Source organism: Bradyrhizobium sp. Mp27 (genome assembly GCF_029953005.1).
Classification (GTDB): domain Bacteria; phylum Pseudomonadota; class Alphaproteobacteria; order Rhizobiales; family Xanthobacteraceae; genus Bradyrhizobium; species Bradyrhizobium barranii.
The window spans coordinates 14,939-40,818 of the sequence record NZ_JASAUS010000079.1; the positions used below are offsets into that span (position 1 = coordinate 14,939).

Annotated in this window: 28 protein-coding genes; 12 read left to right on the top strand and 16 right to left on the bottom strand. The window is 64.7% G+C overall.

What is annotated here, in order from left to right; genetic code table 11:
- Nucleotides 1-53: 53 nt before the first annotated feature.
- On the top strand, nucleotides 54-932 hold the full coding sequence (locus QJT78_RS31050; RefSeq protein ID WP_240537642.1) for an autotransporter outer membrane beta-barrel domain-containing protein: 879 nt from the start codon (nucleotides 54-56) through the stop codon (nucleotides 930-932).
- Between the two features lie 202 nt (nucleotides 933-1,134).
- Here the strand turns inward: QJT78_RS31050 and QJT78_RS31055 are convergent, their stop codons facing one another.
- From QJT78_RS31055 to QJT78_RS31075, 5 genes are all read right to left on the bottom strand, one after another.
- Complete coding sequence (locus QJT78_RS31055) at nucleotides 1,135-2,736, bottom strand: TRAP transporter large permease subunit (protein WP_028146746.1); 1,602 nt, start codon at nucleotides 2,734-2,736, stop codon at nucleotides 1,135-1,137.
- Complete coding sequence (locus QJT78_RS31060; RefSeq protein ID WP_014496195.1) at nucleotides 2,733-3,272, bottom strand: TRAP transporter small permease subunit; 540 nt, start codon at nucleotides 3,270-3,272, stop codon at nucleotides 2,733-2,735. The genes QJT78_RS31055 and QJT78_RS31060 overlap by 4 nt, the downstream gene beginning before the upstream one ends.
- A 298-nt stretch (nucleotides 3,273-3,570) precedes the next feature.
- Nucleotides 3,571-4,623, bottom strand: a complete 1,053-nt coding sequence (gene moaA, locus QJT78_RS31065) for a GTP 3',8-cyclase MoaA (protein WP_028146745.1) — start codon at nucleotides 4,621-4,623, stop codon at nucleotides 3,571-3,573.
- 119 nt (nucleotides 4,624-4,742) lie between these two features.
- Nucleotides 4,743-5,246, bottom strand: coding sequence for a hypothetical protein (locus QJT78_RS31070; RefSeq protein ID WP_038943848.1), 504 nt, complete (start codon nucleotides 5,244-5,246; stop codon nucleotides 4,743-4,745).
- A 153-nt stretch (nucleotides 5,247-5,399) separates the two neighbouring features.
- Nucleotides 5,400-6,074, bottom strand: a complete 675-nt coding sequence (locus tag QJT78_RS31075; protein WP_014496192.1) for an HAD family hydrolase — start codon at nucleotides 6,072-6,074, stop codon at nucleotides 5,400-5,402.
- 165 nt (nucleotides 6,075-6,239) lie between these two features.
- Here QJT78_RS31075 and rpiA point away from each other — a divergent pair, with 165 nt between their 5' ends.
- The 3 genes from rpiA (at nucleotide 6,240) to gor (ending at nucleotide 9,036) form a co-directional block, all read left to right on the top strand.
- Nucleotides 6,240-6,965 (top strand): ribose-5-phosphate isomerase RpiA, encoded by a 726-nt coding sequence (gene rpiA / locus QJT78_RS31080; protein WP_028146742.1) that lies wholly within the window; start codon nucleotides 6,240-6,242, stop codon nucleotides 6,963-6,965.
- 2 nt (nucleotides 6,966-6,967) lie between these two features.
- A complete protein-coding gene (locus QJT78_RS31085) occupies nucleotides 6,968-7,516 on the top strand; it encodes a DUF2059 domain-containing protein (RefSeq protein WP_028146741.1) in 549 nt (182 codons plus the stop codon).
- A gap of 131 nt (nucleotides 7,517-7,647) precedes the next feature.
- Nucleotides 7,648-9,036 carry a glutathione-disulfide reductase gene (gene gor / locus QJT78_RS31090; protein WP_028146740.1) on the top strand — a complete coding sequence of 463 codons (1,389 nt, stop codon included), beginning with the start codon at nucleotides 7,648-7,650 and terminating at the stop codon, nucleotides 9,034-9,036.
- Nucleotides 9,037-9,269: 233 nt separating this feature from the next.
- Here the strand turns inward: gor and QJT78_RS31095 are convergent, their stop codons facing one another.
- The 4 genes from QJT78_RS31095 to QJT78_RS31110 form a co-directional block, all read right to left on the bottom strand.
- Nucleotides 9,270-10,409: a hypothetical protein gene (locus QJT78_RS31095; RefSeq protein WP_028146739.1), complete on the bottom strand. Its 1,140-nt coding sequence runs from the start codon at nucleotides 10,407-10,409 to the stop codon at nucleotides 9,270-9,272.
- 347 nt (nucleotides 10,410-10,756) lie between these two features.
- Entirely contained in the window at nucleotides 10,757-10,978 is a 222-nt protein-coding gene (locus QJT78_RS31100) for a hypothetical protein (RefSeq protein WP_240537640.1), read from the bottom strand.
- 26 nt (nucleotides 10,979-11,004) lie between these two features.
- Nucleotides 11,005-12,231 (bottom strand): carboxylate-amine ligase, encoded by a 1,227-nt coding sequence (locus QJT78_RS31105; protein WP_038943847.1) that lies wholly within the window; start codon nucleotides 12,229-12,231, stop codon nucleotides 11,005-11,007.
- Nucleotides 12,232-12,251: 20 nt separating this feature from the next.
- Nucleotides 12,252-13,082 carry a class II glutamine amidotransferase gene (locus QJT78_RS31110; RefSeq protein ID WP_028146737.1) on the bottom strand — a complete coding sequence of 277 codons (831 nt, stop codon included), beginning with the start codon at nucleotides 13,080-13,082 and terminating at the stop codon, nucleotides 12,252-12,254.
- 202 nt (nucleotides 13,083-13,284) lie between these two features.
- Between QJT78_RS31110 and QJT78_RS31115 the strand changes: the two genes are divergently transcribed.
- Nucleotides 13,285-13,881 (top strand): hypothetical protein, encoded by a 597-nt coding sequence (locus tag QJT78_RS31115; RefSeq protein WP_240537639.1) that lies wholly within the window; start codon nucleotides 13,285-13,287, stop codon nucleotides 13,879-13,881.
- Nucleotides 13,878-14,363, top strand: a complete 486-nt coding sequence (locus QJT78_RS31120; RefSeq protein ID WP_028146735.1) for a hypothetical protein — start codon at nucleotides 13,878-13,880, stop codon at nucleotides 14,361-14,363. Before QJT78_RS31115 ends, QJT78_RS31120 begins: the two co-directional genes overlap by 4 nt.
- A 1-nt stretch (nucleotide 14,364) precedes the next feature.
- On the opposite strand, the gene QJT78_RS31125 is transcribed toward QJT78_RS31120, so the two are convergent.
- From QJT78_RS31125 to QJT78_RS31140, 4 genes are all read right to left on the bottom strand, one after another.
- Complete coding sequence (locus QJT78_RS31125) at nucleotides 14,365-14,994, bottom strand: FMN-binding negative transcriptional regulator (protein WP_028146734.1); 630 nt, start codon at nucleotides 14,992-14,994, stop codon at nucleotides 14,365-14,367.
- Nucleotides 14,995-15,068: 74 nt separating this feature from the next.
- Nucleotides 15,069-16,547: a PLP-dependent aminotransferase family protein gene (locus QJT78_RS31130; protein WP_028146733.1), complete on the bottom strand. Its 1,479-nt coding sequence runs from the start codon at nucleotides 16,545-16,547 to the stop codon at nucleotides 15,069-15,071.
- A gap of 51 nt (nucleotides 16,548-16,598) precedes the next feature.
- Complete coding sequence (locus tag QJT78_RS31135; protein ID WP_038943846.1) at nucleotides 16,599-17,195, bottom strand: redoxin domain-containing protein; 597 nt, start codon at nucleotides 17,193-17,195, stop codon at nucleotides 16,599-16,601.
- Between the two features lie 52 nt (nucleotides 17,196-17,247).
- A complete protein-coding gene (locus tag QJT78_RS31140; RefSeq protein WP_038943845.1) occupies nucleotides 17,248-19,005 on the bottom strand; it encodes an MOSC and FAD-binding oxidoreductase domain-containing protein in 1,758 nt (585 codons plus the stop codon).
- Between the two features lie 177 nt (nucleotides 19,006-19,182).
- Between QJT78_RS31140 and QJT78_RS31145 the strand changes: the two genes are divergently transcribed.
- The 5 genes from QJT78_RS31145 (at nucleotide 19,183) to QJT78_RS31165 (ending at nucleotide 22,085) form a co-directional block, all read left to right on the top strand.
- On the top strand, nucleotides 19,183-19,563 hold the full coding sequence (locus QJT78_RS31145; RefSeq protein WP_028146730.1) for a nuclear transport factor 2 family protein: 381 nt from the start codon (nucleotides 19,183-19,185) through the stop codon (nucleotides 19,561-19,563).
- 433 nt (nucleotides 19,564-19,996) lie between these two features.
- Entirely contained in the window at nucleotides 19,997-20,470 is a 474-nt protein-coding gene (locus QJT78_RS31150; protein WP_038952588.1) for a TerB family tellurite resistance protein, read from the top strand.
- Nucleotides 20,471-20,472: 2 nt separating this feature from the next.
- Complete coding sequence (locus QJT78_RS31155; protein ID WP_038945584.1) at nucleotides 20,473-20,838, top strand: hypothetical protein; 366 nt, start codon at nucleotides 20,473-20,475, stop codon at nucleotides 20,836-20,838.
- On the top strand, nucleotides 20,831-21,466 hold the full coding sequence (locus QJT78_RS31160) for a TerC family protein (RefSeq protein ID WP_028146727.1): 636 nt from the start codon (nucleotides 20,831-20,833) through the stop codon (nucleotides 21,464-21,466). The genes QJT78_RS31155 and QJT78_RS31160 overlap by 8 nt, the downstream gene beginning before the upstream one ends.
- A gap of 34 nt (nucleotides 21,467-21,500) precedes the next feature.
- Nucleotides 21,501-22,085, top strand: coding sequence for a TIGR00645 family protein (locus tag QJT78_RS31165; RefSeq protein WP_028146726.1), 585 nt, complete (start codon nucleotides 21,501-21,503; stop codon nucleotides 22,083-22,085).
- A gap of 16 nt (nucleotides 22,086-22,101) precedes the next feature.
- Here QJT78_RS31165 and QJT78_RS31170 read toward each other — a convergent pair whose 3' ends face one another.
- The 3 genes from QJT78_RS31170 to QJT78_RS31180 all read right to left on the bottom strand — a co-directional run bounded on the left by QJT78_RS31170 (nucleotide 22,102) and on the right by QJT78_RS31180 (nucleotide 25,214).
- Nucleotides 22,102-23,085, bottom strand: coding sequence for a helix-turn-helix domain-containing protein (locus QJT78_RS31170; protein WP_240537839.1), 984 nt, complete (start codon nucleotides 23,083-23,085; stop codon nucleotides 22,102-22,104).
- A 91-nt stretch (nucleotides 23,086-23,176) separates the two neighbouring features.
- Nucleotides 23,177-23,737 (bottom strand): DUF2478 domain-containing protein, encoded by a 561-nt coding sequence (locus tag QJT78_RS31175; RefSeq protein ID WP_028146724.1) that lies wholly within the window; start codon nucleotides 23,735-23,737, stop codon nucleotides 23,177-23,179.
- Between the two features lie 67 nt (nucleotides 23,738-23,804).
- Complete coding sequence (locus QJT78_RS31180; protein ID WP_028146723.1) at nucleotides 23,805-25,214, bottom strand: aldehyde dehydrogenase family protein; 1,410 nt, start codon at nucleotides 25,212-25,214, stop codon at nucleotides 23,805-23,807.
- 183 nt (nucleotides 25,215-25,397) lie between these two features.
- Here QJT78_RS31180 and QJT78_RS31185 point away from each other — a divergent pair, with 183 nt between their 5' ends.
- On the top strand, nucleotides 25,398-25,775 hold the full coding sequence (locus QJT78_RS31185) for a hypothetical protein (protein ID WP_028146722.1): 378 nt from the start codon (nucleotides 25,398-25,400) through the stop codon (nucleotides 25,773-25,775).
- The last annotated feature ends 105 nt before the right edge of the window (nucleotides 25,776-25,880 follow it).

Below are 25,880 nucleotides of genomic sequence, written 5' to 3' on the forward strand. Positions count from 1 at the left end.
TCAGGCCCGACTGCGAGCCTCGGCCGTCGGGACCAGCTCTCGCCTATGCCTCGATGTACACCAAGGCACCCCCGGCGCCAGCGCCGATCTATGAGCCGCGCTGGACGGTGTGGGGTGGCGGCTATGGCGGGGGCAACAAGACCAGCGGCGATCCCGTGATCGGCAGCCATGATCTTTCGGCACGCACCGCGGGTTTCGCGGGCGGGTTCGACTACCGCCTTGCGCCCAATTCCGTGGTGGGCTTTGCAATCGCCGGTGGCGGCACCAATTGGAGCCTATCGCAGGGGCTCGGCGGTGGTAGAAGCGATGCCGTCCAGGCTGGCATTTACGGAGCGACCCGCTGGGGCGCGGCCTATCTCGCCGCGGACTTCGCCTTCACCAATCACTGGATGTCAACCGACCGCTTCGCCTTTGGCGGCGACCATCTGACGGCTGACTTCAACGCGCAGAGCTACGGCGGGCGGCTGGAAGGCGGCTATCACTTCGAGACGCCGTATGTCGGAGTTGCGCCCTATGCGGCGATTCAGGCGCAGAGCTTCCACACGCCGGGCTACGGCGAAATCGGCACCGTTCCCAATGGTTTTGCCCTCGCGTTCGGTTCGCGCGATGCGACCGACACCAGGAGTGAGCTTGGTGCGCGCTTCGACCGGTCGCTGGCGCTCTATTCCAACGCCGTGCTGACGTTGCGCGGCCGGCTCGCGTGGGCGCATGACTGGGTGAGTGATCCCACCCTCATGCCGGTGTTCCAGGCGCTGCCGGGGGCGAGCTTCATCGTCAACGGGGCGATCCCCCCGAAAGATTCCGCGCTGACGTCGGTGGGTGCAGAGCTTCGGTTCGTCAACGGCATCAGCCTGCTCGCCAAGTTCGACGGCGGCTTCGCCTCGCACTCATCCACCTACGCTGGCACCGGCACGATCCGCTACAGTTGGTAACAACGGGCTCGCCATTTCTCACGCAGCGACTTCGGTCTGATAGCCCATCGCGTCATCTCGCTGCGCTACGGAGCTTGGTCGCTGGCGAGGCCTGGCGGACGTTGAGCAGCCCCTTAGCGGGGTTGCCAAAAACGTCTTCTCCCGCATCCGCCTTCGCCAAGGCTTCGGCGGACATCAGGGGAGAAGGAAGAAAGCGCGGCCGCTACTTCTGCGGCGGTCCGAGATCCAGCGGCGGCAGGTCGATCTGCGGCACTTCGATCTTGACCTTGTCGAGATCGACGTTGAGCGGCTTGTCGAGCAGGCCCGTCACCGTGACCGGGAAGATGATCACGAGCAGCACCATGATCATCTGCAGGCCGATCCAGGGGATCGCGCCCCAATAGATGTCGGAGCTCTTCACTTCCTTCGGCGCCACGCCGCGCAGATAGAACAGCGCGAAGCCGAACGGCGGATGCAGGAACGAGGTCTGCATGTTCACGCACAGCATCACGCCGAACCAGATCAGCGCCGCGTCCGGTCCCACCACCGGCGCGAGGACCTTCTGCGCGATCGGCGCGATCATCGGCAGGATGATGAAGGCGATCTCGAAGAAGTCGAGGAAGAACGCCAGGAAGAAGATGAAGAGGTTGATGAAGATCAGGAAGCCCCACACGCCGCCGGGCAGCGAGGTCAGCAGATGCTCGAGCCAGACGCCGCCGGAGACGCCGAGGAACACCACCGAGAAGCAGGTCGAGCCGATCAGGATGAAGGTGACCATGCAGGTGAGGCGCATGGTGGACTCGTAGCCCTGCTTGATCAGGTCACGCAGGTCCGGGATGCGGGCGGCCTGGATGCAGATCCACGCCACGGCGAGATAGGTGACGGCGAACGAGAGCCTGAAGACCAGATTCTCGGTGAACAGCATCGCGACGATCGTGCCGACGCCGGCGGCGATCACGCCGATGATCAGGATCTTGCGGTCATTCGAGGAGAAGTCCTTGTGATGGATCGCGGCGAGCACGATGGCGCCGACCGCGCCCATGGCGCCGGCTTCGGTCGGGGTCGCAAGACCCATCATCATGGTGCCGAGCACGACGAAGATCAGCACGGCCGAGGGGATGATGCCCATCAGGCATTTTTTCCACAGCGCCCAGCCGGTCAGCGTGCGCGCTTCCTTCGGCACCGGCGGCACGTGGCTCGGCTTGATCAGGCCGAGGATGAAGGTGTAGCCGGCGAACAGCATGATCTGGAACACCGACGGGCCCCAGGCGCCGAGATACATGTCGCCGACCGACTTGCCGAGCTGGTCGGCGAGCACGATCAGCACCAGCGAGGGCGGCACCAGCTGCGTGATCGTGCCGGAGGCCGCGAGCACGCCGGTGATGTAGCGCATGTTGTAGCCGTAGCGGATCATCACCGGCATCGAGATCAGCGCCATGGCGATGACCTGCGCCGCCACCGTGCCGGTGATGGCGCCGAGGATGAAGCCGACGATGATCACGGAATAGCCGAGGCCGCCGCGGACCGGGCCGAACAGCTGGCCCATCGAGTCCAGCATGTCTTCGGCTAGTCCACATCTCTCCAATATGGCGCCCATGAAGGTGAAGAACGGGATCGCGAGCAGCAGCTCGTTGGAAAGCACGCTGCCGAACACGCGGCCGGGAATCGCCTGGAGGAAGTTGAGGTCGAAGAATCCGAGATGGATGGCGAGGAAGCCGAAGGAGAGGCCGACCGCCGCGAGCGTGAACGCGACGGGGAAGCCGATCAGCATCGCCAGAACCAGGCCGCCGAACATCAGCGGCGGCATCATTTCCAGCGTAATCATTGGGTCGGCCTCTCGTACTTGGCGTCGATCGTCACATAGCCCTGGAGAGCCGCGATACGCTTGATGACTTCGGAAACACCCTGGAGCGCCAGCAACACGAAGCCGGCGGGGATCACGAACTTGATGGGCCAGCGGATCAGGCCGCCGGCATTGCCCGACATCTCGCCGACGTTATAGGCCTGCATGAAGAACGGCCAGGACAGATAGGCGAGCAGGAGGCAGGAGGGGATCAGGAAGCAGAGCGTGCCGATCATGTCGAGCCAGAGCTGGCCGCGTTCCGAGAGCGTGAGGTAGAAGATCTCGACGCGGACATGCTCGTTGCGCTTGAAGGTGTAGGACGCGCCGAACATCACCAGGATGGCGAACATGTACCATTGCAGCTCCAGCCAGCCGTTCGAGGAGTTGCTGAAGGCATAGCGGATCATGGCATTGGCCGCGCTGACCAGGCACGCCAGCAGCACCAGGATGTTACAGACGTACCCAATCTTTTCATTGAGGGCGTCGATGGCGTTGCTCACCGCCAGCAATGGACGCATCTTACTTTCTCTCCGTCGCCGTCGCGGCCAACACTTTACGGGAGGCTTCAGCACGCATCGCCTGGCCGGCGTGCGAACAGCACGCGACCGTACGGATGAAATTCCGAGCGATTGCGGCGTCAGTCCTCCCCTCGTGCCTTGCCGTCTTGACCGCGACCGCCAAAGGGGCGCGGCCGGCTTATTGCTGCCGGGCAAGCAAAGGCGGCTGCACCAAACCAGCGGGCTTGTGCGCCGTCAATCGGAAAATGGGCAAATTGACGCCGAGTCAAAAGCTTATGGCGGAGAGGGCGCGAATCCCTCAGCCGCCGGTGACGCTCATGTGCCTGGAGACACTGGGGCGGTCGTGGCGGCGGTCGATGATGAAATCGTGGCCCTTGGGCTTCAGCCCGATGGCGCGGTCGATCGCATCCGCAAGCAGCATGTCGTCGTCAGATGCACGCAGAGGTTTGCGCAAATCTGAAGCATCCTCGTGGCCGAGGCAGGTGTGCAGCGTGCCCGTGCAGGTGATGCGCACCCGGTTGCAGGATTCGCAGAAATTATGGGTCATCGGCGTGATGAAGCCGAGCTTGCCGCTGGTCTCGGCAACGCTGACATAGCGCGCCGGCCCGCCGGTGCTCTCGGCCAGATCGGTCAACGTGAATTGCTGGGCGAGTCGCGCGCGCACCAGCGACAGCGGCAGGTACTGGTCGATACGGCCCGAGCCAATCTCGCCCATCGGCATGACCTCGATCAGCGTCAGGCCCATGCCCTTGCCGTGCGCCCAGCGCATCAGGTCGGGAAGCTCGTCCTCGTTGAGGTTCTTCAGCGCCACCGCGTTGATCTTCACGCCAAGCCCTGCGGCGCGCGCGGCTTCGATGCCCTCCAGCACCTTGTCGATCTCGCCCCAGCGGGTGATCTCGCGAAACTTCCTGGGATCGAGCGTGTCGAGCGAGACGTTGATGCGGCGGACGCCGCAATCGGCGAGCTCCCGGGCGTGTTTCGCAAGCTGGGTGCCGTTGGTGGTCAGGGTCAGCTCGCTCAGGGCACCGCTCGAAAGGTGGCGGGACAGCGAGCGCACCAGCGTCATCACGTTGCGGCGGACCAGCGGCTCGCCGCCGGTGAGCCGCAGCTTCTTCACGCCCTTGGCGATGAAGGCCGTGCAGAGCCGGTCGAGCTCCTCCAGCGTCAGCAGGTCCGCCTTGGGCAGGAATGTCATGTCTTCCGACATGCAATAGAAGCAGCGCAGATCGCAGCGGTCGGTGACGGATACGCGCAAATACGAGATGGTCCGCCCGAACGGATCGGTCATCGCGCTCGACAGCGCGTCGCAGGGGCGCGCCGGGGCGAGGGGGCTCGCAGAAGATCCGTTCATACCAATTGCCTTGTCACTTACGGCGACGGGCGCACCTCTGCTTCAGTGGTGCTCTGGAAGCAATCTAAGCATCGGACGCGGCTAGGACAATCGGGTGGTATACGTAATCAGCGCCTGGATCAGCGCTTTCCTGCGTTCGGATCGGGAAACGGCGAGGCCGCCACCGCAGCAGGTGCAGCATCCGCAGGGGCCGCAGCGGGTGCGGCATCCGCAGGGGCCGCGGCGGCTGCGGCCGGCTTCGGCTTCTTCGGCCGGTGCGGCTTCTTCACAGGCTTGGGCGGCACTGCCGGCTGGAGTTCCGCAAACACCGGATTCGGATCGGTGGTGACCGAGGCGGGCGTGGTGAAATCCCCGGGATTCTTGATCACGTTCACCGGCACGCTGGCCGGCTGATATTTCGGCAGCGCGAAAGCGACGGTGAACGGCGCGTCGGGGGCGGGAACCGAGACGGAGCAGGGGGTCTTGCAGCCCGCGCCGAGCGAGGTCGTGGCGTCAGCCCCCGGAGGATTGGATTCGAGCCGGACCTGGACGGTCGGCGGCGCCGATTTGAACATGTCCCAAGACATCGAGGAGCAGCCACCAAGGCTCGCTCCCGCTACCGCAATCGCGATGACACGACGCATGACCACCCACTTCTAACTGCGACGAACCGCCACATCCCCGGGCGAACCTACGGGCGTCGTCCCAAGCAAGCAACCGGCGCGCTGCGCATAGTTGATAGATGGTTAACGCGGGGTTCCGTAGAATATGCCAGTTATCTCAGAGGCTTGTGGTTCCTAGGCGGTCATCAGGCTGTGGGCTGCGGCCGGCAGGTCGCGCATGTGATGGATCAGCCGGTCCGGCTTCAGCTCGGCGATCGGCACGTCCGTATAGCCGAAGCTGACCCCGATCACGGGCACCCCGGCGCGCCGGGCGACGCCGACGTCGGTTCCGGCATCGCCGACCATGATGCTGGCTTTGACCGCTCCGCCGGCGCGCGCCACGGTCTCGCGGAAAATGGTCGGATCAGGCTTCTGGACACCAAAGGTGTCCGCGCCGCAGATCGCGGCAAAGCGGCGGGTGAGGTCGAGCTGGTCCAAAAGCCGCTTCGACAGCCATTCCAGCTTGTTGGTGCAGACCGCCAGCCGGTGGCCTTGGGCGGCAAACTGGTCGAGTGCGGCCTCGAGCCCCTCGAACGGACGGGATTCGACCGCGATATGGTCGGCATAATAGGCGATGAAATCCGCCGTCATCCGGTCCATGTCCGCCGGCGTGACCGTGCGGCCCTCGGCCTCCAGCCCCCGTTCGATCAGCTTGCGGGCGCCGGCGCCGATCATGTTGCGGGCCGAGGCCATCGGCACGGGCGGCAGCCCTTCGCGGTCGAGCACGAAATTCAGCGCGGTGATCAGGTCGGGCGCCGTATCCACAAGCGTGCCGTCGAGATCGAAGACGAGGGTGTATGGGGAGGTCATGGTCCCAGCGCTATCGGGCCGGCCGGATCGGCGCAAGGGCCGAAGCCATAAGTTCACCTTATAAGATCGGCCTGGAGGCCTGTTCCGGCGGGAAAAACGAGGCTACATAGGCCGCCGCAAGCAACCTATCGGCGGCACACTCTAAAATTCAGGGGCGGGCGCATCGTGAACATGGACCAGTTGAAGCGGCAGGCTGCGGCGCGCGCCCTCGAGGAGGTGCGTGACGGCATGCAGCTCGGGCTCGGCACCGGCTCGACCGCCAAGCATTTCGTCGAGCTGCTCGGCGAGCGCGTGCAGGCCGGGTTGAAAGTGATCGGCGTGCCGACCTCGGAGGCGACGCGCCTCGATGCCGAGCGCTGCGGTGTGAAGCTGACGACGCTGGACGAGATCGATCATCTCGACCTCACCGTCGACGGCGCCGACGAGATCGATCCCGACTTCAACCTGATCAAGGGCGGCGGCGGCGCGCTGCTGCGCGAGAAGATCGTGGCGGCCGCCTCGGATCGCATGATCGTGATTGCCGACGACAGCAAATGGGTGCCGACGCTCGGCCGCTTTCCGCTGCCGATCGAGGTCATCCCGTTCGGGCTTGGCGCGACGCGCCGCGCGATCGAGAAGGCATTTGCCGAATGCGGCGTTTCCGGGCAAATGGCGGTCCGCAAGGCCAAAGGCGGCGACAAGGATGGCCACGTTTTCGTCACCGATGGCGGCCACTGGATTCTCGATGCCCAGCTCGGACGTATCGTGGATCCGCCTGGCCTCGCCAAGGCGTTGAGCTCGATCCCCGGCGTGGTCGAGCATGGCTTGTTTATCGGCTTGGCCAGCTCGGCCGTTTTGGCGGGCGGCGAGGGAATTCGCGTGATTGAACGGCGTAAGCCGAAAGGAGACTAGGAATGAAGAGCGTATTGAGATTCTTGCCGGCCGCGACGCTTGCTGCTGGACTGGCCGTCTTGACGGTCCCGGCGATCGCGCAGCAGGCTGCGCCGGCCCAGAAGGCTGCTCCCGCGCCGGCCCCGCCGAAAGCCTCGCCTGCGGCGATCGCGGCGGCCAAGGAGATCCTGCAGATCAAGAACGCCACCGTGATGTATCAAGGCGCCGTGCCTGGCATGGTCGAGAAGACCAAGATCGCGCTGATCCAGCAGAACCTGAACTACCAGAAGGACCTCAACGAGGTTGCCCAGGTCGTCGCCCAGCAGCTCAACGGGCGCCAGAACGAGATCGGCGAAGGCATGGCGCAGATCTATGCCAGCGAGTTCACCGAGCAGGAACTGAAGGATCTCGTCGTCTTCTACAAGTCGCCGCTGGGCAAGAAGCTGATCGACGCCGAGCCGCGCGCCATCGGCCTGAGCATGGCCTTCATGAACTCCTGGGCTCAGGACTTCTCCGAGACCGTGATGGGTGCCTTCCGCGCCGAGATGCGCAAGCGTGGCAAGGAAATCTGACAGTACCTATCTGATCAGAAATCCCTAAAGCGCGTCATCGCGCTTTAGGCTGTTATTTTGCGCATGATCCTATCGGAGAACCGCTGCACACTTTCCGGATCATGCGCTGAAAGAAGAGGTCGGAGTGGACAATGGCTGAATTCGACGTCGACCTCTTTGTCATCGGTGGCGGCTCGGGCGGCGTGCGTGCCGCCCGCATCGCGGCCGGTCACGGTGCGCGCGTGATGATCGCGGAAGAGTACCGCATGGGCGGGACCTGCGTGATCCGCGGCTGCGTGCCGAAGAAGCTGTTCGTGATCGGCTCGCATGTCCGCCACGAGCTGGAAGATGCCGCCGGTTTCGGCTGGACCATTCCGCCCGCGACCTTCGATTGGCCGACGCTGATCGCCAACAAGGACAAGGAGATCGCGCGGCTGGAAGCGGCCTACACGACGAATGTCGAGAAGTCGGGCGCGCAGGTCGTCAAGAGCCGCGCGGTGATCGAGGACAAGCACACCGTCCGCCTGCTCGCGGACGACCGGAAGATCACCGCAAAATACATCCTGATCGCCACCGGCGGCGCGCCCAACCACGGCGCCTCGATCCCCGGCATCGAGCACGTGATCTCCTCCAACGAGGCGTTCCATCTGAAGAAGCTGCCGAGGCGCATCGTGATCCAGGGCGGCGGCTACATCGCGCTGGAATTCGCCGGCATCTTCGCCGGCTACGGCTCCGACGTCACCGTGATCTATCGCGGCGACAACATCCTGCGTGGTTTCGATGAGGACGTTCGCGCCCACGTCCGCAGCGAGATGGAGAAGCAGGGCATCACCATTCTCACCGGCTGCACGGTGGCGAAGGTCGATCGGCACGGCGAGGAATTCACCACGCATCTGTCGAACGGCTCGAGCCTCGCTTCCGACCAGGTGATGTTCGCGATCGGCCGCCATCCGTCGGTCGCCAATCTCGGTCTGGAGAAGGCCGGCGTCGCCATCAACCCTGACAATGGCGGCATCGCGGTGGACCATTTCTCGAAGAGCTCGGTCGACAACATCTATGCGATCGGCGACGTCACTCACCGGCACAACCTGACGCCGGTTGCGATCCGCGAGGGGCATGCGTTTGCCGACACCGTGTTCGGCAAGCGCGAGGTGCAAGTCGATCATTCCTACATCCCGACCGCGGTGTTCTCGCAGCCGGAGGTCGGCACGGTTGGTCTGACGGAGACCGAGGCGCGTGCGCAATTCAGTCACGTCGACATCTACAAGACGACGTTCCGGCCGATCAAGGCAACCATGTCCGGCCGTGACACCCGCGTGCTGATGAAGCTCGTCGTCGATGGCTCGACGGACCGCGTGCTCGGCTGCCACATCGTCGGCGATTGTGCCGCCGAGGTCACCCAGGTGGTCGCGATTGCAGTGAAGATGAAGGCGACCAAGGCCGATTTCGACGCGACGATCGCGCTGCATCCGACCGCGGCCGAAGAGCTCGTCACCATGCGCACGCCGACGGCGCGGCATGTACGGCAGGCGGCAGAGTAGGAGCCGCACGAGCGGCTCTCAAGCGAATGAGTTTTTGCTAAATTGGTGCACGATGACCCTCTCCCCCCTGTGGGAGAGGGTGGCTCGCCGCACAGCGGCGAGACGGGTGAGGGGTCTCGCTCCTCACACTCCGAACCGAGTTCGCTGAGAGAGACCCCTCATCCGGCGCTTCGCGCCACCTTCTCCCACAAGGGGAGAAGGAAGAACACCTCCGGCGCCTAGCTGAGAACCTTCTAGCCGTACAAATACCCAACGGGCTTGCCTTCGGTGCGCAGGGGGCGGACGTCCTTGTGCGTGATGATCTGGCCGGCGAGGCCGTCGATCTCGTCGCGCTGCGTCGGCGTCCAGCCGCGAAGCTCGTTCATGCCCTTGAGAAGGCCGAGCCTCAGGACCTGGGTGTTGTCGCCGACGCCAATGAGGCTGATCGACTCCTTGCCTGCTGTCACCACATCGCCGGCGGAGAGTTCAATCACCTCGCCGGACTTTTTCTTGAACTCGGTCGTGCCGCGAATGACGCGGTAGATTGCGACCTCGCCTTTGGCGAAGCAGCTGGCGTCTGCTGCCGTCGATGTGCTCTTCGACAGGAGTGACTGGCCACGCGGGTCGGTTGCGATGATGTGGCCGGTGACGAGATGGCCGCTGGGAATCTCGATCCCGATGTCACGCACGTACACCGGCATGGCCGATTTGATCGGACTGTCGACGAGCGGCTTGAACAGCGCATCCAGCGCGAGTGGATCCTGAAGCCAGAAGCCCGCGTCGGCAGGCCGGTTGTGCAGCGGGTGGCTCCAGGCCACGCGCGGCGTCTCGGCCTCGTTGATCTGGTCCGGACCGACAATGGTCGGGTTCGGAAAGGTCGTCGGATCGGTCACGAAGGCTTCTAGGAATTTGCCGGAATAGCCCATCGAGATCGGGTCGGGCACCACGGTCTGCGGCGTGTTCAGGTTCTCTTCGGTCGACAGTCCCGACCAGGTGTAGAACAGCTGGCGGTGGACGATCGCGCTTTGCAACATCACCGCGCCGGGGCCGACATTGTAGAAGCGCCCGTCGTAGTCGAAGGTGAAAGCGCCCGAGGTGACCAGCACGAGCTGAAAGCCGCCCGGCGGGAGATGAAGATGGAAATCGGTGGGGCCGGTGTCCGGGCGGTAGATCGGCAGGTTCGTCGCGACTTCGTGCAGGAGGAAGGTTTCGTTGTTGGCGTGGAAGCCCTCGTTCGCGCGGTTGTAGAGGGCCTGCGGCCGGTACGTTGCTTCGAACCTGGCATTCCTGTCGCGATCGACCGCCACGAAATCCTGAGCGTTGAGGCGTAGTGGCGAGCCGTTCGGATGGGTGAGGCCGGTAAATTTGAGATCGCCGGCGGCATGCACGTTCATGGCACTCTCCGATCTTTGCCGCTCATCCGGTCTCCGGGCGCACGCATCTTGCTGCGCCAATTCGTGGGAGCAGGGAATCAGCCCTGACGCTGCCTTGCGAATTTTGGGCCAGTCGGGATGCAGCACGATGCGCGGGCTCTGCGGCCCCGCGCGGCGCGATGAAAAATCGAGATTGCACCTGAGGTTAGGCGGCACGTCAGGCTGGCTTGCCTGGGCCTCATCGCCGAGCCCGCACCCCCGACGACGGGGTGCGGTTTGTCTAATTTGTCGGCAAGCCCCGGCGCGGGCGTGCAGCCGCGCAGGTTGCGTCGATCAGCAAAGGCCGGCGGCCGGGCATGCGAAACCGCTCATTCGAACGATTGACGGGTGATCCGCTCGGGCTTGCCGATCGGGCTGTCCGCCCACTTCGCCATGTCCACCGTTCGCGCGTCGATGCCTTCGCACCAGAGGCAGCTGAGCTCCGCGCGGCCCTTGGCCGAAAGCAGCGGTACAAGTCCGTGGCCGCAGCCAGCGCAAGACGTGACGCGATTCACGCGTTCCTCCACGATCACCGAATTCAGGAGCGACATTGTCGTTCGCCAAGCTTGTGCGGGCGCTATGAAGGCGCACGAACGCTTCCGATCGGCGCGCTCGCGCCCGAGATCGTCGAGGCTGCGATCCAGCGCGAGACCGCTCCGATGTCCTCCGCATTCTCGCGATAGGCGCGAAGCTGGAATTCCGCCGAGCTGCCACGCTCCACGATGGTCCGGCAGTGCTCGACCTCGGCGGCGCAGTTCAGCGCGGCTGCGTCCCCGGCGACGTCGTCGATGATTCGGGCGAGCAGCTCCGAGATGGTGACCGGCCCGTCCTTCGAGGCAAAGATGCAATCGGTGCCGTAGCGCTGGGCCCGCCATTTGTTCTCGACCGCAATCGCGCGCTCGACCACCGTGACCTCCTTCGACCGATGCGGCCGCAGATAAAGATGGCGCGTCAGGCAGCGATAGAGCGAGGCGATGGCAACGGCGTCGTCGATGAAGGTGCAGGTGTCGGGCGCGCGAAGCTCGAGGGTCGGATGCCTCATGGACGGCCGCATCGCCCACCAGATATGGCTCTGGTCGGGAATCACGCCGGAGCGTTGCAGCGCGCCGACATATTCGTCGTAGTCGTGCCTGGTTTCGAACAGTTCGGGCAAGCCGGTGCGCGGCAGCTCGGAATAGGCGGCAAGCCGGTAGCCCTTCAGCCCGGTCTTGTGGGAATTCCAGAACGGGGAGGAGGCCGACAGCGCGATGAACAGCGGCAGATGCGGCAGCATCGCCCGCATCACCGCCATCCGCTTCTCGGGATCGGGCAGCTGGACGTGCACATGCATGCCGCACATCATGTTGCGGTGACCGATGCTGCGCAGATCCTCGATCATCTCCTCGTAGCGCGGCTTCGGACTCGGCTGCGACATGCGCCAGACCGCGGTCGGATGCGTGCCGCAGGCCATGATGACGAAGCCGTATTGCGCGGCGACGTTGGCGACCTCGCGGCGGAGGAATCGCAGCTCTTCCCGGGCGTCATTGACATCGACGTGAACGTTGGTGGCAACCTCGAGCTGGGATTGCAGCATCTCCCGCATCGCCTGGCCGCCGGTGGACCAGTTCACTGACTCGAACAGCGCATTGGGGGTTTCGATCGCGACCTCGAGGCTGCGGCGATCGGCGAGGAAGTATTCCTCCTCGATGCCGAAGGAATATTCAGCCGCCTTGCCCCGTCCGCCGGCAGCGCGGATGACGAGGTGCTGCCTGTCATCGGAGGAATCGAGGCGCAGCAGTTTCAAAACGTCTGAAGCAAATGTCATAGGGCCACCCGGCAGTGGTACTACCTGCGGGCAATAATCCGCCTGACGCGGGCCGGTTCCGCGTCGGCCTCACCGGAAATTGCAAGGTCGAACGGAACAATCTTCACGGTTTCGGACGCACGCGCGACCAGCGCGTGGTTCGGGGGAACTTCCGTCCAGTCCGTTTCCTTATCGAATGGCTCGGACACGACGACGACCTGGCCGCCGCCGGCCTCGCGATAATAGAGCGTGTTGGCGGCATCGTTGGCCGCGACGCGAAATGCATAGAGATCCCGGCCGTTTGCGATCGCGCTGGTGAAGCGCAGGCGCTCACGAAGCTCGCCCTCGTTGACCAGGCCGACCAGCGATTGCAGCACGGCTCGCGTTGCGCCAAGTGGATCGCCGTCGAGACCCGCGCCCATCATGGCGAGGAACACGGCTTCCGAATCGGTCGTGCCCAGCCGCGAGGGATAGTAGGCATCGGGGATCAGCGCCTCGATCCTGCGCCGCAGGCGATTCCAGCTGCCGACGAAGCCGTTGTGCATGAACATCCACTGGCCGCAGGCGAACGGATGACAATTCTGCCGCGTCACCGCCGTGCCGGTAGCGGCACGCACATGGGCGAAGAACAGATGCGAGCGCAGATGGCGGCAGAGGTAGCGCAGGTTTTCGTCGGACCAGGCCGGACGGGTCTCGCGGTAAAGGCCGGGTTCCGGATGCTCGCCATACCAGCCGAGTCCAAAGCCGTCGCCGTTCGAGCCGGCCGTCGACTGCAGCGAGCGGATGCTTTGCGCGATCAGCGAATGCTCGGGCTCGGTGACATAAGGTTCGAACGAGGTCGTCTCGCCCCGGTATGCGATCCAGCGGCACATGCGGCCTTCCTGTGAGGATGTGGCGTAAGGTTCACCAACAAGATCGCCTGTGTTGGGTTCCCGGCGATGTGTTCTGCAAAGTCCGGATCATTTCTGCGGCGTGTTTTAGACGTTCATTTACCCTGCATTGCGGGAACCAGCGCATTAATACATCTCTTAACGCCGACACGGTTAGGTTGCGCGCGAATTTTGAGTGCGCATCATGAGCCGATTTGTTCTTTTCACCTGCATGGCGTTCGTCTCCACGTTCGTGGGCGTCTCCTGGGCGATGCGCGGATTTCCGGTGTCGCACGTTTCGCCGGTCGGTGAATTGAGGCCCACGCTCAGTTCCTCGTTCGGCGATGAGCATTCAAAGGCCAAGCAGCGGAAGGATTGGGAAGCGGAGCACACCCTGCAAAGCGACAAGGACCCTAAGCAAGACGCACTGCGGATGGACGCATTGCAGGCAAGCACCGCTTACGCGATGTCGCCGTGCGACGACACCATGAAGGCGAACCTGAGGGCAGCTACGGAGGCCTATGCGCGGGGCTGGGTGAAGATCTACGAATGCCCAAATCCGAGAATGGGCATGTTCTGCAGTGAAGAGAAGCGCGATCGGGCGAACGCCGCGTATTCCACGCCGCTGGACGTTCGCGTCAAGGCGCAACTGGCCGAGGCGTTCAAACAAAAGGGCATCGTCAAGGAAGACTTCCCGGAGGATATCCGCGACGTCGTTCTCTGGTTCAGCGGGCCTGGTATGTTGTTTGATCCGTCTCCGGTATGCCTGCCACGGCAGCAGGCGTCGGCGAGCTTCAAATGAGCCGCGCCTGGTTCATCGTCTGGGCGCTTGTCATCTGGCAGGTCGCCGCCTGGGCATTCGCTCCGCAGAAGACAGCCCAGCAACCAGCAGCACCGGTCGATGGTCCGGGTTATGGCTCCAACGAAGAGATCTTCGTGAACGGTCGCGCAGGCTTACGCCGCGAGACCGCTCTGGCGTTCGAGCGCCCTTATGGATCGCGTTGCGTGGGAGAGGGGCGGAAGCAATTCGTCGCCCATATCGACTACTACTATTATCGACGTCAGAACGACATGGAACACTACCCCAAGATTTTCGGGAAAGCCGGGGCAGACTACATCACCAAGCAATGGTCGACCGGAGACGACAAGCGCTTCGAACGCCTGACCCAGGAAGCCTACGCGCAAGGCTATCTTGCCCTATCAGATTTCGGTGACGTCGGGCGCAAACTGGCGGAAGCCGTTGTGAGGGGCGAGCGCGTCGTCGCGCATTCCTGCGCAAGCTGACTCAGGTTGGCAGCGGGATCAGCGCCGCGACCTCGCGATCATGCGCGTCCACGCTTGCCGCAAGCCCTTGCGCGACGCCGACCCGATCAGCTTCAGGGCGGTTCTGGCTCATCTTGCGCTTGCCCTCGAACCGCACCACGGGAATGCGCACGCCGACGATCCCTCGCAACTGCGCGGCGATGAAATCGGCGGGGGCATCGCTGACGACCCACGGCTTGGCGCGCGCGCCTTCGTGCCTGTTGGTCAGCCGCGTCACGGCGTCGAGCAGGCGCTCCGGCTCCTGGAAGAATTCGACCGGGCCGTAGGCATGCACGGTGACGTAATTCCAGGTCGGCACCACCTTGCCGGTCTCCTGCTTGGTCGCGTACCAGGACGGCGTCACATAGGCGTCGGGGCCGTTGAAGATGGCGAGCGCATCGCCGATCGGCGGCAGCTTCCATTGCGGGTTGGCCCTGGCGACATGCCCATAGAGCACGCCGTGCTCGCCTTCGCTCTCGTCGAGGAAGAGCGGCAGGGGCGTGGCGACCGGGCCCTCGGCGGTGGCCGTCACCAGGCTGGCGAGGCGCGCACCGCGGATGGTCGCGCGGATGCTCTCGATGTCTTCGTCCTTGAAGGCGGGCGGGATGTACATGGCGTGTCTCCGTTCTCGATGCGGAGATAGCCGGAATCTGGCCTGTACGAAACGGCCAGTTTCACGTGAATTGATCAGTCCAGTTCGGCGGCGGCCTGGGCGAGGAGCTTGCAGCCTCTCTCGATCTGCGCGATCTCCAGCGCCGAATAGCCCATGACGAGACCGACGGTCTTCCGCGTCCGGCTCGGCGTCCGGATTGGGCCGACCAACAACGCCGAGACGGGATAGATGCCGACGCCTTTCGCGCGCGCCGCCCGGATCAATGCGTCCTCGTGCTTCTGCGGCAGATCGTCGAGCCACGCCACCACGTGCAGGCCCGCAGCCGTGCCCTCGATCCGGACACGATCTCCGAACCGGCGGCGCAACGCGCCGATCAGTGCCTGCTGGCGCTCGGCGTTGCGCCGGCGCACGCGCCTGACGTGGCTGTCATAGGCGCCGCTTTCGAGCATCGAAGCGAGCGCGTGCTGTTCGATCAGCGGCGTGTGCCGGTCCATGATCTGCTTGGCGGCGGCGAACAGGGATCGCAGCCCGGCGGGCACGACCAGGTAGCCGATCCGTAAGGTCGGGGAGAGCGTCTTGGAGACGGTGCCGAGATAGATCACGTTGTCGCTGCCCTCCAGCGCATGCAGCGGCGGGATCGGCTTGGTGTCGTAGCGATACTCGCTGTCGTAGTCATCCTCGATCACGTAGGCGTCGTGCTTGCGTGCCCAGGCAAGCAATTGGTGCCGGCGTCCGATCGGCATGACGCCGCCGAGCGGATATTGATGCGACGGCGTCACATAGGCGAGCCGGGCCTCGATGCCGTCGAGCCGCGCTGTCTCCAGTCCGTCCGCGTCAACGGGGATCGGCACCGTTTCGGCGCCCGTCGCCGCGAGCGTGTGCCGCGCCATCTGGTAGCCGGGATCCTCCATCACGAAGCGGTCGCCGGCGTCGAGCAGGAGGCGCGCGCAGATGTCGAGGCCCTGCTGCGAGCCGTTCACGACAACGATCTGATCGACCTCGCAGCGGACGCTTCGCGATCGCCACAGATAGCCCTGAAGCGCGGTCCGCAGCCGCAGCGCGCCGCAGGGGTCGTCATAGGCCAGCCGCTCGGGCTTGCGCGCCATCGCCGCCGTCACGGCCTTCTTCCATGCCAGCACCGGGAAATCCGACGGCGAGAGCTCGCCATAGCGGAAGTTGGCGATGAGCCCCCGCGGCGGCTCGTTCCAGCGCGGCGGGTCCGACCGCAGCCGCTCGCCGAAGGCCGACAGAAGCGGCTTGCGCGCCGAGGGTCGCGATGCGGCGCGCGCGCGTCCGCGTTCGACGACGGCGCGGGCAACGCGCGGCCGCGCGCCATGGCGAGTCTCGATGAAACCTTCGGCAGCGAGCTGCTCATAGGCGACGGTCACGGTCGAGCGCGCCACGCCCATCTCGCCGGCAAGCGCCCGCGACGACGGCAGCAGGCCGTCGATGCCGTAGACCGGCGTCAGAATTTGATCCCTCAGGGCTTCGTAGATCTGGCGCGCACCCATGCGGCCGGCGCGATCGCCGGGAGTCGTCTTCATCTGGATCATCCACATTCCTGGCTCGGCATTCGTCCGAACGGATGATGCCGGAATGTGGTTCTAATCCCGTTCGCCGAGAGTTTCGACGTAAGCCTTGCCGTAGGGGTAAAAATGCTCCTTGTGGCCCTGATCCCAGAGGGCCTTCAGCCCAGGCGCGGTGATGTCCCAGTCCGGACGGCAATTCATGCTGACGGCCCGGAGATCCTGGCGCAGCTCTTCGACGGTCGGGCGTCCGAAGAACCAGTAGCCGTTATAGATCTTGTGAACGCGCAGGCCGGGCTCCAGCACGATGACGTGCGGGATCATCGGATTGTGGACGGGATCGGTGTATTCGGCGATGTCGAGATCCTTCTGAACGATCCGCCGCGAATCCGACAGGAAAGGCCAGTGCGCCCCGACGCCGCTGCGATATTCGCTGGTCTGGGTGATGTTGTCGGTGGTGATCGTGACCAGCCGGCAATAGCCGACCTCCATCTCGCGATGGAGTTGCAGCAGGCCTTCGGCCTGGCGGCGATCCTTCGGGCAGAAGCCGCCGCGGCCGAGAACGAGCACCATCGGATCGCCACCCTGCAGCTCGGAGAGCTTTCGGTGCTTGCCGGTGTGGTCCCTGAGCTCGTAATCGGGGAAGGTTACTCCCGGCATCATGTCAGGTCGCATTGAACTCTCCCATGTCTTCGAACTCTCGCATGTCCGGCGTGGGTGCCGACACTCACAGATCGATCACGACGTCGCCCTGGGGCCTTGAACAGCAGATCAGGACATTGCCGTCCGCGGGTGCGTCGAGTGGGTCCGGCGCGTAGCTGACAGATCCGGCCACGAGCCCGCTCTCGCAGTTGTGGCAGACCCCAGTGCGGCACGACCAGCGCACGGGAACGTCGCAGGCTTCGGCCAGCTCGAGCAGGCTGGCATATGACGGTCCCCAGCAGACATTGAGGCCGCTGCGGGCGAACGAGACCATCGGGCCCGGGCCGGTTGTGCCGGCCGGCAAATGCGCCCGCGTCTGTGGGGAGGCCGCTATGCCGGGTGTCAGGGGCGGTCCGGCGCCGAACATCTCGGTGTGAACGCGATCCGGTGCGACACCGAATGCGGTAAGCCCGCGCGAGAGATCGGTCATGAACGGTGCCGGCCCGCACAGATAGAAATCGCCGTCCGATGGGACGCCGAGGGTTTGAAGCACCCGGAGGTCCAGATGTCCGATCGAGTCGAAATCCACGTCGAGACGATCGCCCGGGTCGGGCGCGCTGTAGCAGACATGGCTGTGATGGTGGGCCAGCCCAGCCAACAGCCCGCGCACCTCGGCGGCGAACGCATGTTCGCGACCGTTGCGAGCGCCGTGCAGCCACCAGACCTCTCGCGTCGATGCTTCCGCAGCGAGCGCGTGCAGCATCGCAAGCACCGGCGTCACGCCGATGCCGGCACTCAGCAAGACGACGGGCCGTGGATATTGCCGCAGCGTGAAACTTCCGCGTGGCGCGCCGATCTGCACGGCGTCACCAATCTTGACCTCGTCGGCGACATATTGGCTCGCCGCGCCGTGGGTTTCCCGCTTGATGCTGATGCGCCAGGACGCGGCATCGGAGCAGCTGGACAGCGAATAGCTGCGCGTCATCGCCGGTGCCGTGGAGGCGCCGAGCCGCACGATGACGAACTGCCCGGGCAAGGCGGCGGCGACGGGATGTCCGTCCGTGGGTTCGAGGATCAGCGACGTCACGTTGCCGCTCTCGGCGATCTTGCGCGCGACGCGAAACGGCCGGAAGCCGCGCCAGGCCGGAGGCGGGCTCGACGCCGGGCCGAGCCCGGCGTTTCCCGCCGCCGTGTCCTTGCGGTGCTGCTCGAGCAGCGCCTCGAAGGAATGACGCCAGCCGCCACTCAGCGCCGGAATTTTCAGCGCGCGCTCCAGGCGGTCGCGCGGGTGAGGGGGCAGATAGAGCAGCGCATTGATCTCGGACACGCTCATGTGTTCGGGGCCATCAGCGACCCGGACGATCTCGTCGCCGGCCTCGACGTCGCCTTCCTCGATTACACGAAAATAGAAGCCGGGCCGGCCGTGCCTGACGAGCAGCGCGGCCATGTCCGGCTCCTCCATGCGAATGCCCAGCCGGTAGCAGGTGACGCGCGGCTGCGTCACCTCGAACAGCGCAGTGCCGATCTTGTAACGGTCTCCGATGCGGACGTCCTTGTCGGCGAGGCCCTCGACGGTAAAATTCTCGCCGAATTGACCGTGGACGAGGTTCGCTCGACCGAGATGCTCCTGCCAATATTGATAGGAGTCCTGCTGGTAGACGTAGACAGCGCGCTGCTCGCCGCCATGACCGGCGGTATCGCCCTGGCCATCGCCGTCGATGTTGAGCCGGCGCACCCTGCGCGGACCACTGACGGGTGCCTTCCAGATTCCGGTATGCACGGTCCTGCCTTGCCACGCGATGTCGCGTGGCAGGCCGACATTGAGGGAGAGCAAGCGGGTCATGGGGGTTCCCCGGCGTGACAGGCGCGGCTCTGGCGGATTCCAGGTCGCTGCAATGCCAATCTGCATCCTTGTCGGATTTTTGGCCCGTTAGTCGTTGTTAGACGTTGCTAGCCCGTCTTGTCGCCGGCTGTCTGCGCCCCGATCTGGGGAGCAGACACCGCAAGACGGGAGAGCGCGATGGATGATCAGGCGATACTGGCGGCCCTTCAGCGCCATTGGGCTGCGTCGGACGCGAATGATTTCGAGGCTGAGCATGACATCTATCGCGAGGACGCCGTGCTCGACTATCCGCAGTCCGGTGAGCGCATCCGGGGCCGCAGGACGATTCAGGAAAGCCGGTTCGTGCAGCCCAACAAGAAGCGCTTCACGGTCCGCCGGATCGTCGGCGGCGGCGATCTCTGGGTGAGCGAGTTCGTGCTGACCTATGACGGGGTGCCGTCCTATGTCGTCAGCATCATGGAATTTCGCGAAGGACTGGTGGCGCAGGAGACGCAATATTTCGGTGAGAGGTTCGATCCGGCGCCGTCGCGCGCGCATCTGGTGGAGGTCGTGAGGTGAGTTGCGCGCTCCACACTCCGCTGTCATTCCCCGCGAAGGCGGGGAATCCAGTACGCCGCGGCTTCTCGATGAACCACGGACGTCTCGGAGTACTGGATCGCCCGCCTGCGCGGGCGATGACAGCGAGGATAATCGCAGGCGCGTAGCCCGCACAGCTGCTTAGCCACATTCAGCAACACGGAACCCGATGCGGCGGCTGGTCGCACTCCGTTCGCCTTGATTCCGGCCCACCCATCTTTATGTCTGGAGCGAACAAGAATCCGGGCCCCTCTGGCGAGGACGCTGACGTTGTCGGCAAAACCTCGCGATGTCGGATGACCTGTCCCGCGCGAATGCGATGGATCGGCCGATCGTCGGGCCTTCTCGAGTTCTCTCCGACCAATCGTCCCCATCGCAGCTCCGCGCGGTCATTTCGCAACGTAAGGGAGCTACGATGTCTGACGCCGCCACTTCCAATCCGATCGAAATCGAGATCACGGAACCGTCCAGGCTGAACGAGCAGGCCGCGGTCGCGTTGGTCATTGCCGGTGCGCTCGTCGCCGTCGCCGATCGGCGCGTTTCGCCGGTCGAGCGCGACGAGGTGATCCGCTTCATCAGGGATCGCGGACTGGCGCCGCACATGAGCGACGACCGGCTGTTTGCGATATTCGACGAACTGGCGGAACGACTCGAGGAGCCCGACTTTGCCAATGTGGTGATCGACACGTTGCGTCCGGTCTCGGACCTGCCGCTGTCGGCCCATTTGATGGAATTGTCGGAGCGCGTCGCGGCTGCGGACGAGGACGTGGATCCCCATGAGGTGCAGGCGATCAAGCTGTTGCGCCTGCTGACGCTGGTGCTGCCGCGCGCAAAGCCGGTGGCGCCGGGCAGCGCAGGCACTGAACGGCGCGCCGCCACGCAGGAGTGAGCATGAGCACAGCATCGGACGAGCGTACGACAGGGAACCTGGTCACCACCGGCCAGATGGCCGGTGGCGACCCGCGTCTCGACAAGCTCGTCCGCCGCCTGCCGCCGCGCATGGGCGATACCGTCGCCTATCTGCTGAAACCGTCCAGCCGCTGGGTGAGGATCCCGTCGGGCGCGCTGCTCATCGTTGGCGGCGTGCTCTCCTTCCTGCCGGTGCTCGGAGTCTGGATGCTGCCGCTCGGCCTCGCACTGCTCGCCGAAGACGTCCCGGCGTTGCGCGCCTCGCGCTCCAAGGTCCTGGATTGGGTCGAGCGGAAGAAGCCGCAATGGCTCGATCCGTCTGCATCGAAAATGATCAATCATGACTGAATTCATCACCGCCGACGCGCTGACCGCGCTGCTCCAGGTCATCCTGATCGACCTCGTGCTCGCCGGCGACAATGCCGTCGTCATCGGCCTTGCCGCCGCCGGCCTGCCGGCCGAGCAGCGCCGCCGCGCCATTGTCGTCGGCATCGTCGCCGCGACAGCCTTGCGTATCGTCTTCGCCGGCGTCGCGACCCAGCTCCTGCAGGTGATCGGCCTGCTGCTCGCCGGCGGCGTGCTGCTGCTGTGGGTGTGCTGGAAGATGTGGCGCGAGCTGCGCGAGCAGTCCGCGCACACCGAGCTCTCGTTAAGCCATGGCGGCAGCGCGGGCAGCGTAGCGGTGCCGCGCAAGACCTTCGGGCAGGCGGCGTTGCAGATCGTCGCCGCCGACGTCTCGATGTCGCTCGACAACGTGCTCGCGGTCGCAGGTGCCGCGCGCGAGCATCCCTACATCCTCGCGTTCGGACTGTTGCTGTCGGTCGCGATGATGGGCGTCGCCGCCGATCTACTCGGCCGGGTGTTGCAGAAGCAGCGCTGGATCGCCTATGTCGGTCTCGCCATCATCGTTTACGTCGCCTTCGAGATGATCTATCGCGGTTCGCTCGAGCTCGCGCCGGTCATCGCGAGTCTCTGAGGCGACAATTCCTGCCTGCAATCCGGAGTGATCCATGACGTCTGAACGCAAAGCACCTTCGGCGCACGCCGGGCCGCGACCGAAAATCGGCCCGTTCGCCCAACTCATCTTCGGCTCGCGCTGGCTGCAGGTGCCGCTCTATGTCGGCCTCATCGTCGCGCAGGGCGTCTATGTGCTCCTGTTCCTGAAAGAGCTCTGGCACCTGGTCGCGCACTCGTTCGACGCCAGCGAGCAGCAGATCATGCTGGTCGTGCTCGGACTGATCGACGTCGTCATGATCTCGAACCTGCTGGTGATGGTGATCGTCGGCGGCTACGAGACCTTCGTCTCGCGCCTGAACCTGAACGGCCATCCGGACGAGCCGGAATGGCTGAGCCACGTCAATGCCAGCGTGCTGAAGATCAAGCTCGCGATGGCGATCATCGGCATTTCCTCGATCTCGCTGCTCAGGACCTTCATCGAGGCCGGCAATCTCGGCACCACGCGCAGCAATTTCACCGAGTCCGGGGTGATGTGGCAGGTCCTGATCCACCTGACCTTCATCATTTCCGCGGTCGGTATCGCATGGGTCGACCGGCTCAGCGACAGCGGGCACCGCAAGGAGAATGGTCACGCCTGAGGGGCGATCCGCTCTCTCAGGCGTCGATGGCCAGATGCAACGGACGCCGTCCGCGCGCCAGCGTCTCGGACGGCGCTTCGCCGAAGACCAGTCTGTAGCTCCTTGAGAAGTCGCCCAGGTGCCAGAAGCCGTTGCCGAGCGCGGCGGCCTTGACGGTCAAGCCATCGCCCCCGGTCATGAGCTGAACGCGAACGGCCCACAACCGCTTGAGGCGCAGATAATGGTGCAGGCTCACGCCGTGCACCGCGTGCGTCGCGACCTGGAGCGTACGCACGGACACGCCGAGCGCGGCGGCGAGGTCGTCGCTGTAGAGCGGCTTGCTGCCGAACAGCGCAACGACGTCGTCGAGATGCGCGATCAGCTTGCGGTGCTTGTCGAATGAACCGGGGCGGGCGGTGCGTGCGCCTGCCGGCAGCAGGGTGGCGTCGAGGCCGGCGAGCAGCGTTTCCTGGATCGGGCGGTAGAGCGCCTCGAGTTGCCGGGGATCGTTGCATGCCGACGCCAGCGAGAACATCTCCACGATGGCCGCGCGCAGGCGCGCCATCGGATCGTCCTGCGTGCGCACATAGGAGAGGACGGTGTCGAAATCCGCCCAGCCGCGATGGCGCATGTCCGAGTTGAAGCGCAGCATCAGAACGGGGGCTTTGCCGCGCATGACGGCGATCATCGAACTATCGACCTCGCGGCCATTGGCGATGGAGTGAAAGGTGAGGGGAACAACGAGGCCGACGCCGTTGTCCGTACCGATCTCGGCCTCATACCGCCGTGCAAAGGAGCGCTGGAGCACGAAGAGCCCGTCGCGGAGCGGCAGGATGGCGCGAGACAGCGAGAATTCCCGCGGACGGAGCGGCGTGCTGGTGCCGAGACCGAGCACCTCGTTGGCGCGAAATTCGTCGAAATCCGAGAAGCGCTCGACGCCGAGGACGCGCGATGGTTTTAGCCGACGGACCGGCATTTCGGGAACCCAGGGCATGTCGGGGTGAGGGGGTTTAATCCGCACGAGCGTATCAGAGGCCCGACCGTCGGCCATATTCCGGTAAACTACTGCCTGCACGGCGGCGAAGTACGCGAGTCCGGCAGGCTCAGATCGTTCACTTCAGAATTTCGCACACCGTAGGATGTGATCCGTCGTCAAGCCGCGCGTTACTTGTGGAGATGCCCTGCCACCACGCTTCCAACGCGTTGCGCTCGCAGCCGAGCCTGACGCTCATGCCGCCGGCGAACTTGATCCAGTCGGCGAAATGGTCCTTGCCGACCGCGATCACCAGGGGAATGTCGGCGTCGAGCGCGCGTCCGATCAGATGGGACAGGCCCTTGCCATCGCGCTCGCGCTTGCCGAAGCGATTGATGATGACGAGATCGGCACCATGCGAGAGGGCGTCCGCGATCCGCATCCCCGCATTTTGCAGCCGCGCGAGATCGAGACGGCAGCCGCGCGCGGCCGGATCGAAATCCTGCGCGAGCAGAAGCGTCTCGCCGCTGTGAAGCAGCACCGCCGACAGGCTCGAATCCGCGCATTGGCCGGCCTGAACCATGCCGACGACGCGACAGCCACGCGCATTCAGATCCGCCGCGAAGCTGCGCAGGACCGCGTCGGGGTCCTGATGCGCCTCGTAGACGAGGGCGGCGAGGTCGCATTGCGCATCGAACATGGTCCGCCTCCGTTTGACGGCAGAGGATTGGGGCCGCGACGCTTCCGCCGCGGCCCCGGTTTTCCGATCAGGCCGCCGGCGGGCCGTTGATGATCTGCAGCTGGGTGAACTCGGCGAGACCTTCCTCGGCGAATTCGGTGCCGATGCCCGACTGCTTGGCGCCGCCGAACGGGATGTGCGGAGCCATGTCGAGGTGCTTGTTGATCCAGACCGTGCCGGACTCGAGCTGCGTTGCGACCTCGTGTGCGCGCTTGATGTCGGACGACCAGACCGACGCGCCGAGGCCGTAGGTGGTGGCGTTGGCGCGGCGGATCGCGTCGTTCTTGTCGGAGTACTTGATCAGCGGCAGCACGGGGCCGAACTGCTCCTCGTCGACCAGCTTGGAGCCTTCCTGGATGTCGCGCACGATGGTCGGCTCGATGAAATAGCCGGGACGGTCCATCGCCGAACCGCCGGCGACCACCTTGCCGTTCTTGCGCGCGTCTTCGAGGAACGTCTTCACCTTCTCGTACTGCATCCTGTTCTGCAGCGGCCCGAGCTTGGTGCCCTGCTTGGCGCCGTCGTCCACCACCGTGCTCTTGGCGATCGCGACCAGCTCGTTGCAGAGCTCGTCATAGACGGACTCGTGGACGTAGAGTCGCTTGATGGCGAGGCAGACCTGGCCGGAGTTCTGGAACGCGCCTTCGAAGATGCCGGGAGCGACCTTCTTCGGGTCAACATCGTCGAGCACGATACCGGCGTCGTTGCCGCCGAGCTCCAGCGTGATGCGCTTGAGCGTCTGCGCCGCGCTCGCCATCACCTTCTGCCCCGTGGCGGAGGAGCCGGTGAAGGAGATCTTGCGGATATCGGGATGCTTGGTCATCTCGCCGCCGAGATCGTTGGCGTCGGTGATGAAGTTGAGAACGCCCTTCGGCAGGACATCCTTGATCAGCTCGGCGAAGCGCAGCGTCGCGAGCGGCGTGGTCGGCGCCGGCTTCACCACCAGCGTGTTGCCGGCGAGCAGGGCCGACGGCAGCTTGAAGCTGAGGATCAGCAGCGGATAGTTCCAGGGAATGATGGCGCCGACGACGCCGAGCGGGCGGCGATAGGCTTCCACCTTGCGGTCACCGGAATCCTCGATCACCTTCATCGGCAGTTCGAGCGAGCTGAGGTAGCGGAAGAACGCGGCCATGCCGAGGACCTCGCCGGTGGCGTCGCCAAGCGGCTTGCCTTGCTCGCTGGTGAGGATGTGGGCGAGCTCGCCCGAATTCGCCTCGATGACGTCGGCCATCCTGTTCACGAGCTTGCGGCGTTCCGCCATCGGGGTCGCGGCCCAGGCCGGGAAGGCGGCCTTCGCCGCGGCGACGGCGGCATCAAGCTGCGCCTTCGAGGCACGCGGACACTGCGCCAGCACCTCTTCGGTCGCGGGATTGAGAACCGGCATGGTCTGGTCGCCGGGCACCATCTTGCCGTCGATGAGAAGATTGTAGTCACTCATTGGCTTTGCGCTCCCTTGCAGAAACGGGCCGTTCGGGGCCTCGTTATATCGAACTATATATCACGACTTCGCCGGGCCGACCATGGCGGCCGGTTCGATCAATTCCAGAAAAGCAGGGCTGGACGTGGGTGGACATATCGATATATCGTTATGAATATAGCGAACCGTGTTCCGGGACTGACGATGGAAATCAAGGTGAGGCAGCTCACGACCTGCGAGGTGGCGTCCGACGGCGGTGCGATCTCGCTGGGCTTCGAGGATCTGGCGGGCAACCCCGCCGCGGTCAGCGTCTCGCTCAACCAGGTCGGCGCCCTCATCATGACGCTGCCCGGGCTGCTCGAGGCGGCGCTGAAGACCCGCTACGGCGACCAGAGCCTGCGCTACGCCTATCCGCTGGCGTCCTGGGCGATCGAGCAGGCGACCGATACGACCCAGCGCATCATCACGCTTCAGACCGAGGACGGCTTCAAGGTGCGCTTCTCGATCCCGAAAGCCGAGCAGAGCCTGCTCGGCGAAGCGCTGATCCAGCCGATGCCGGAAATGTCGGTGCGGCCGAACTAGTACCCGGAATCAGAGCTGAGTGATACGGCGGCCTTTGAAACGGCGTTGACGGACCTTTTTCTTGGTCCAGACGAAGGGCTCGGCTCTGTCGTTGTATGCGTTGAC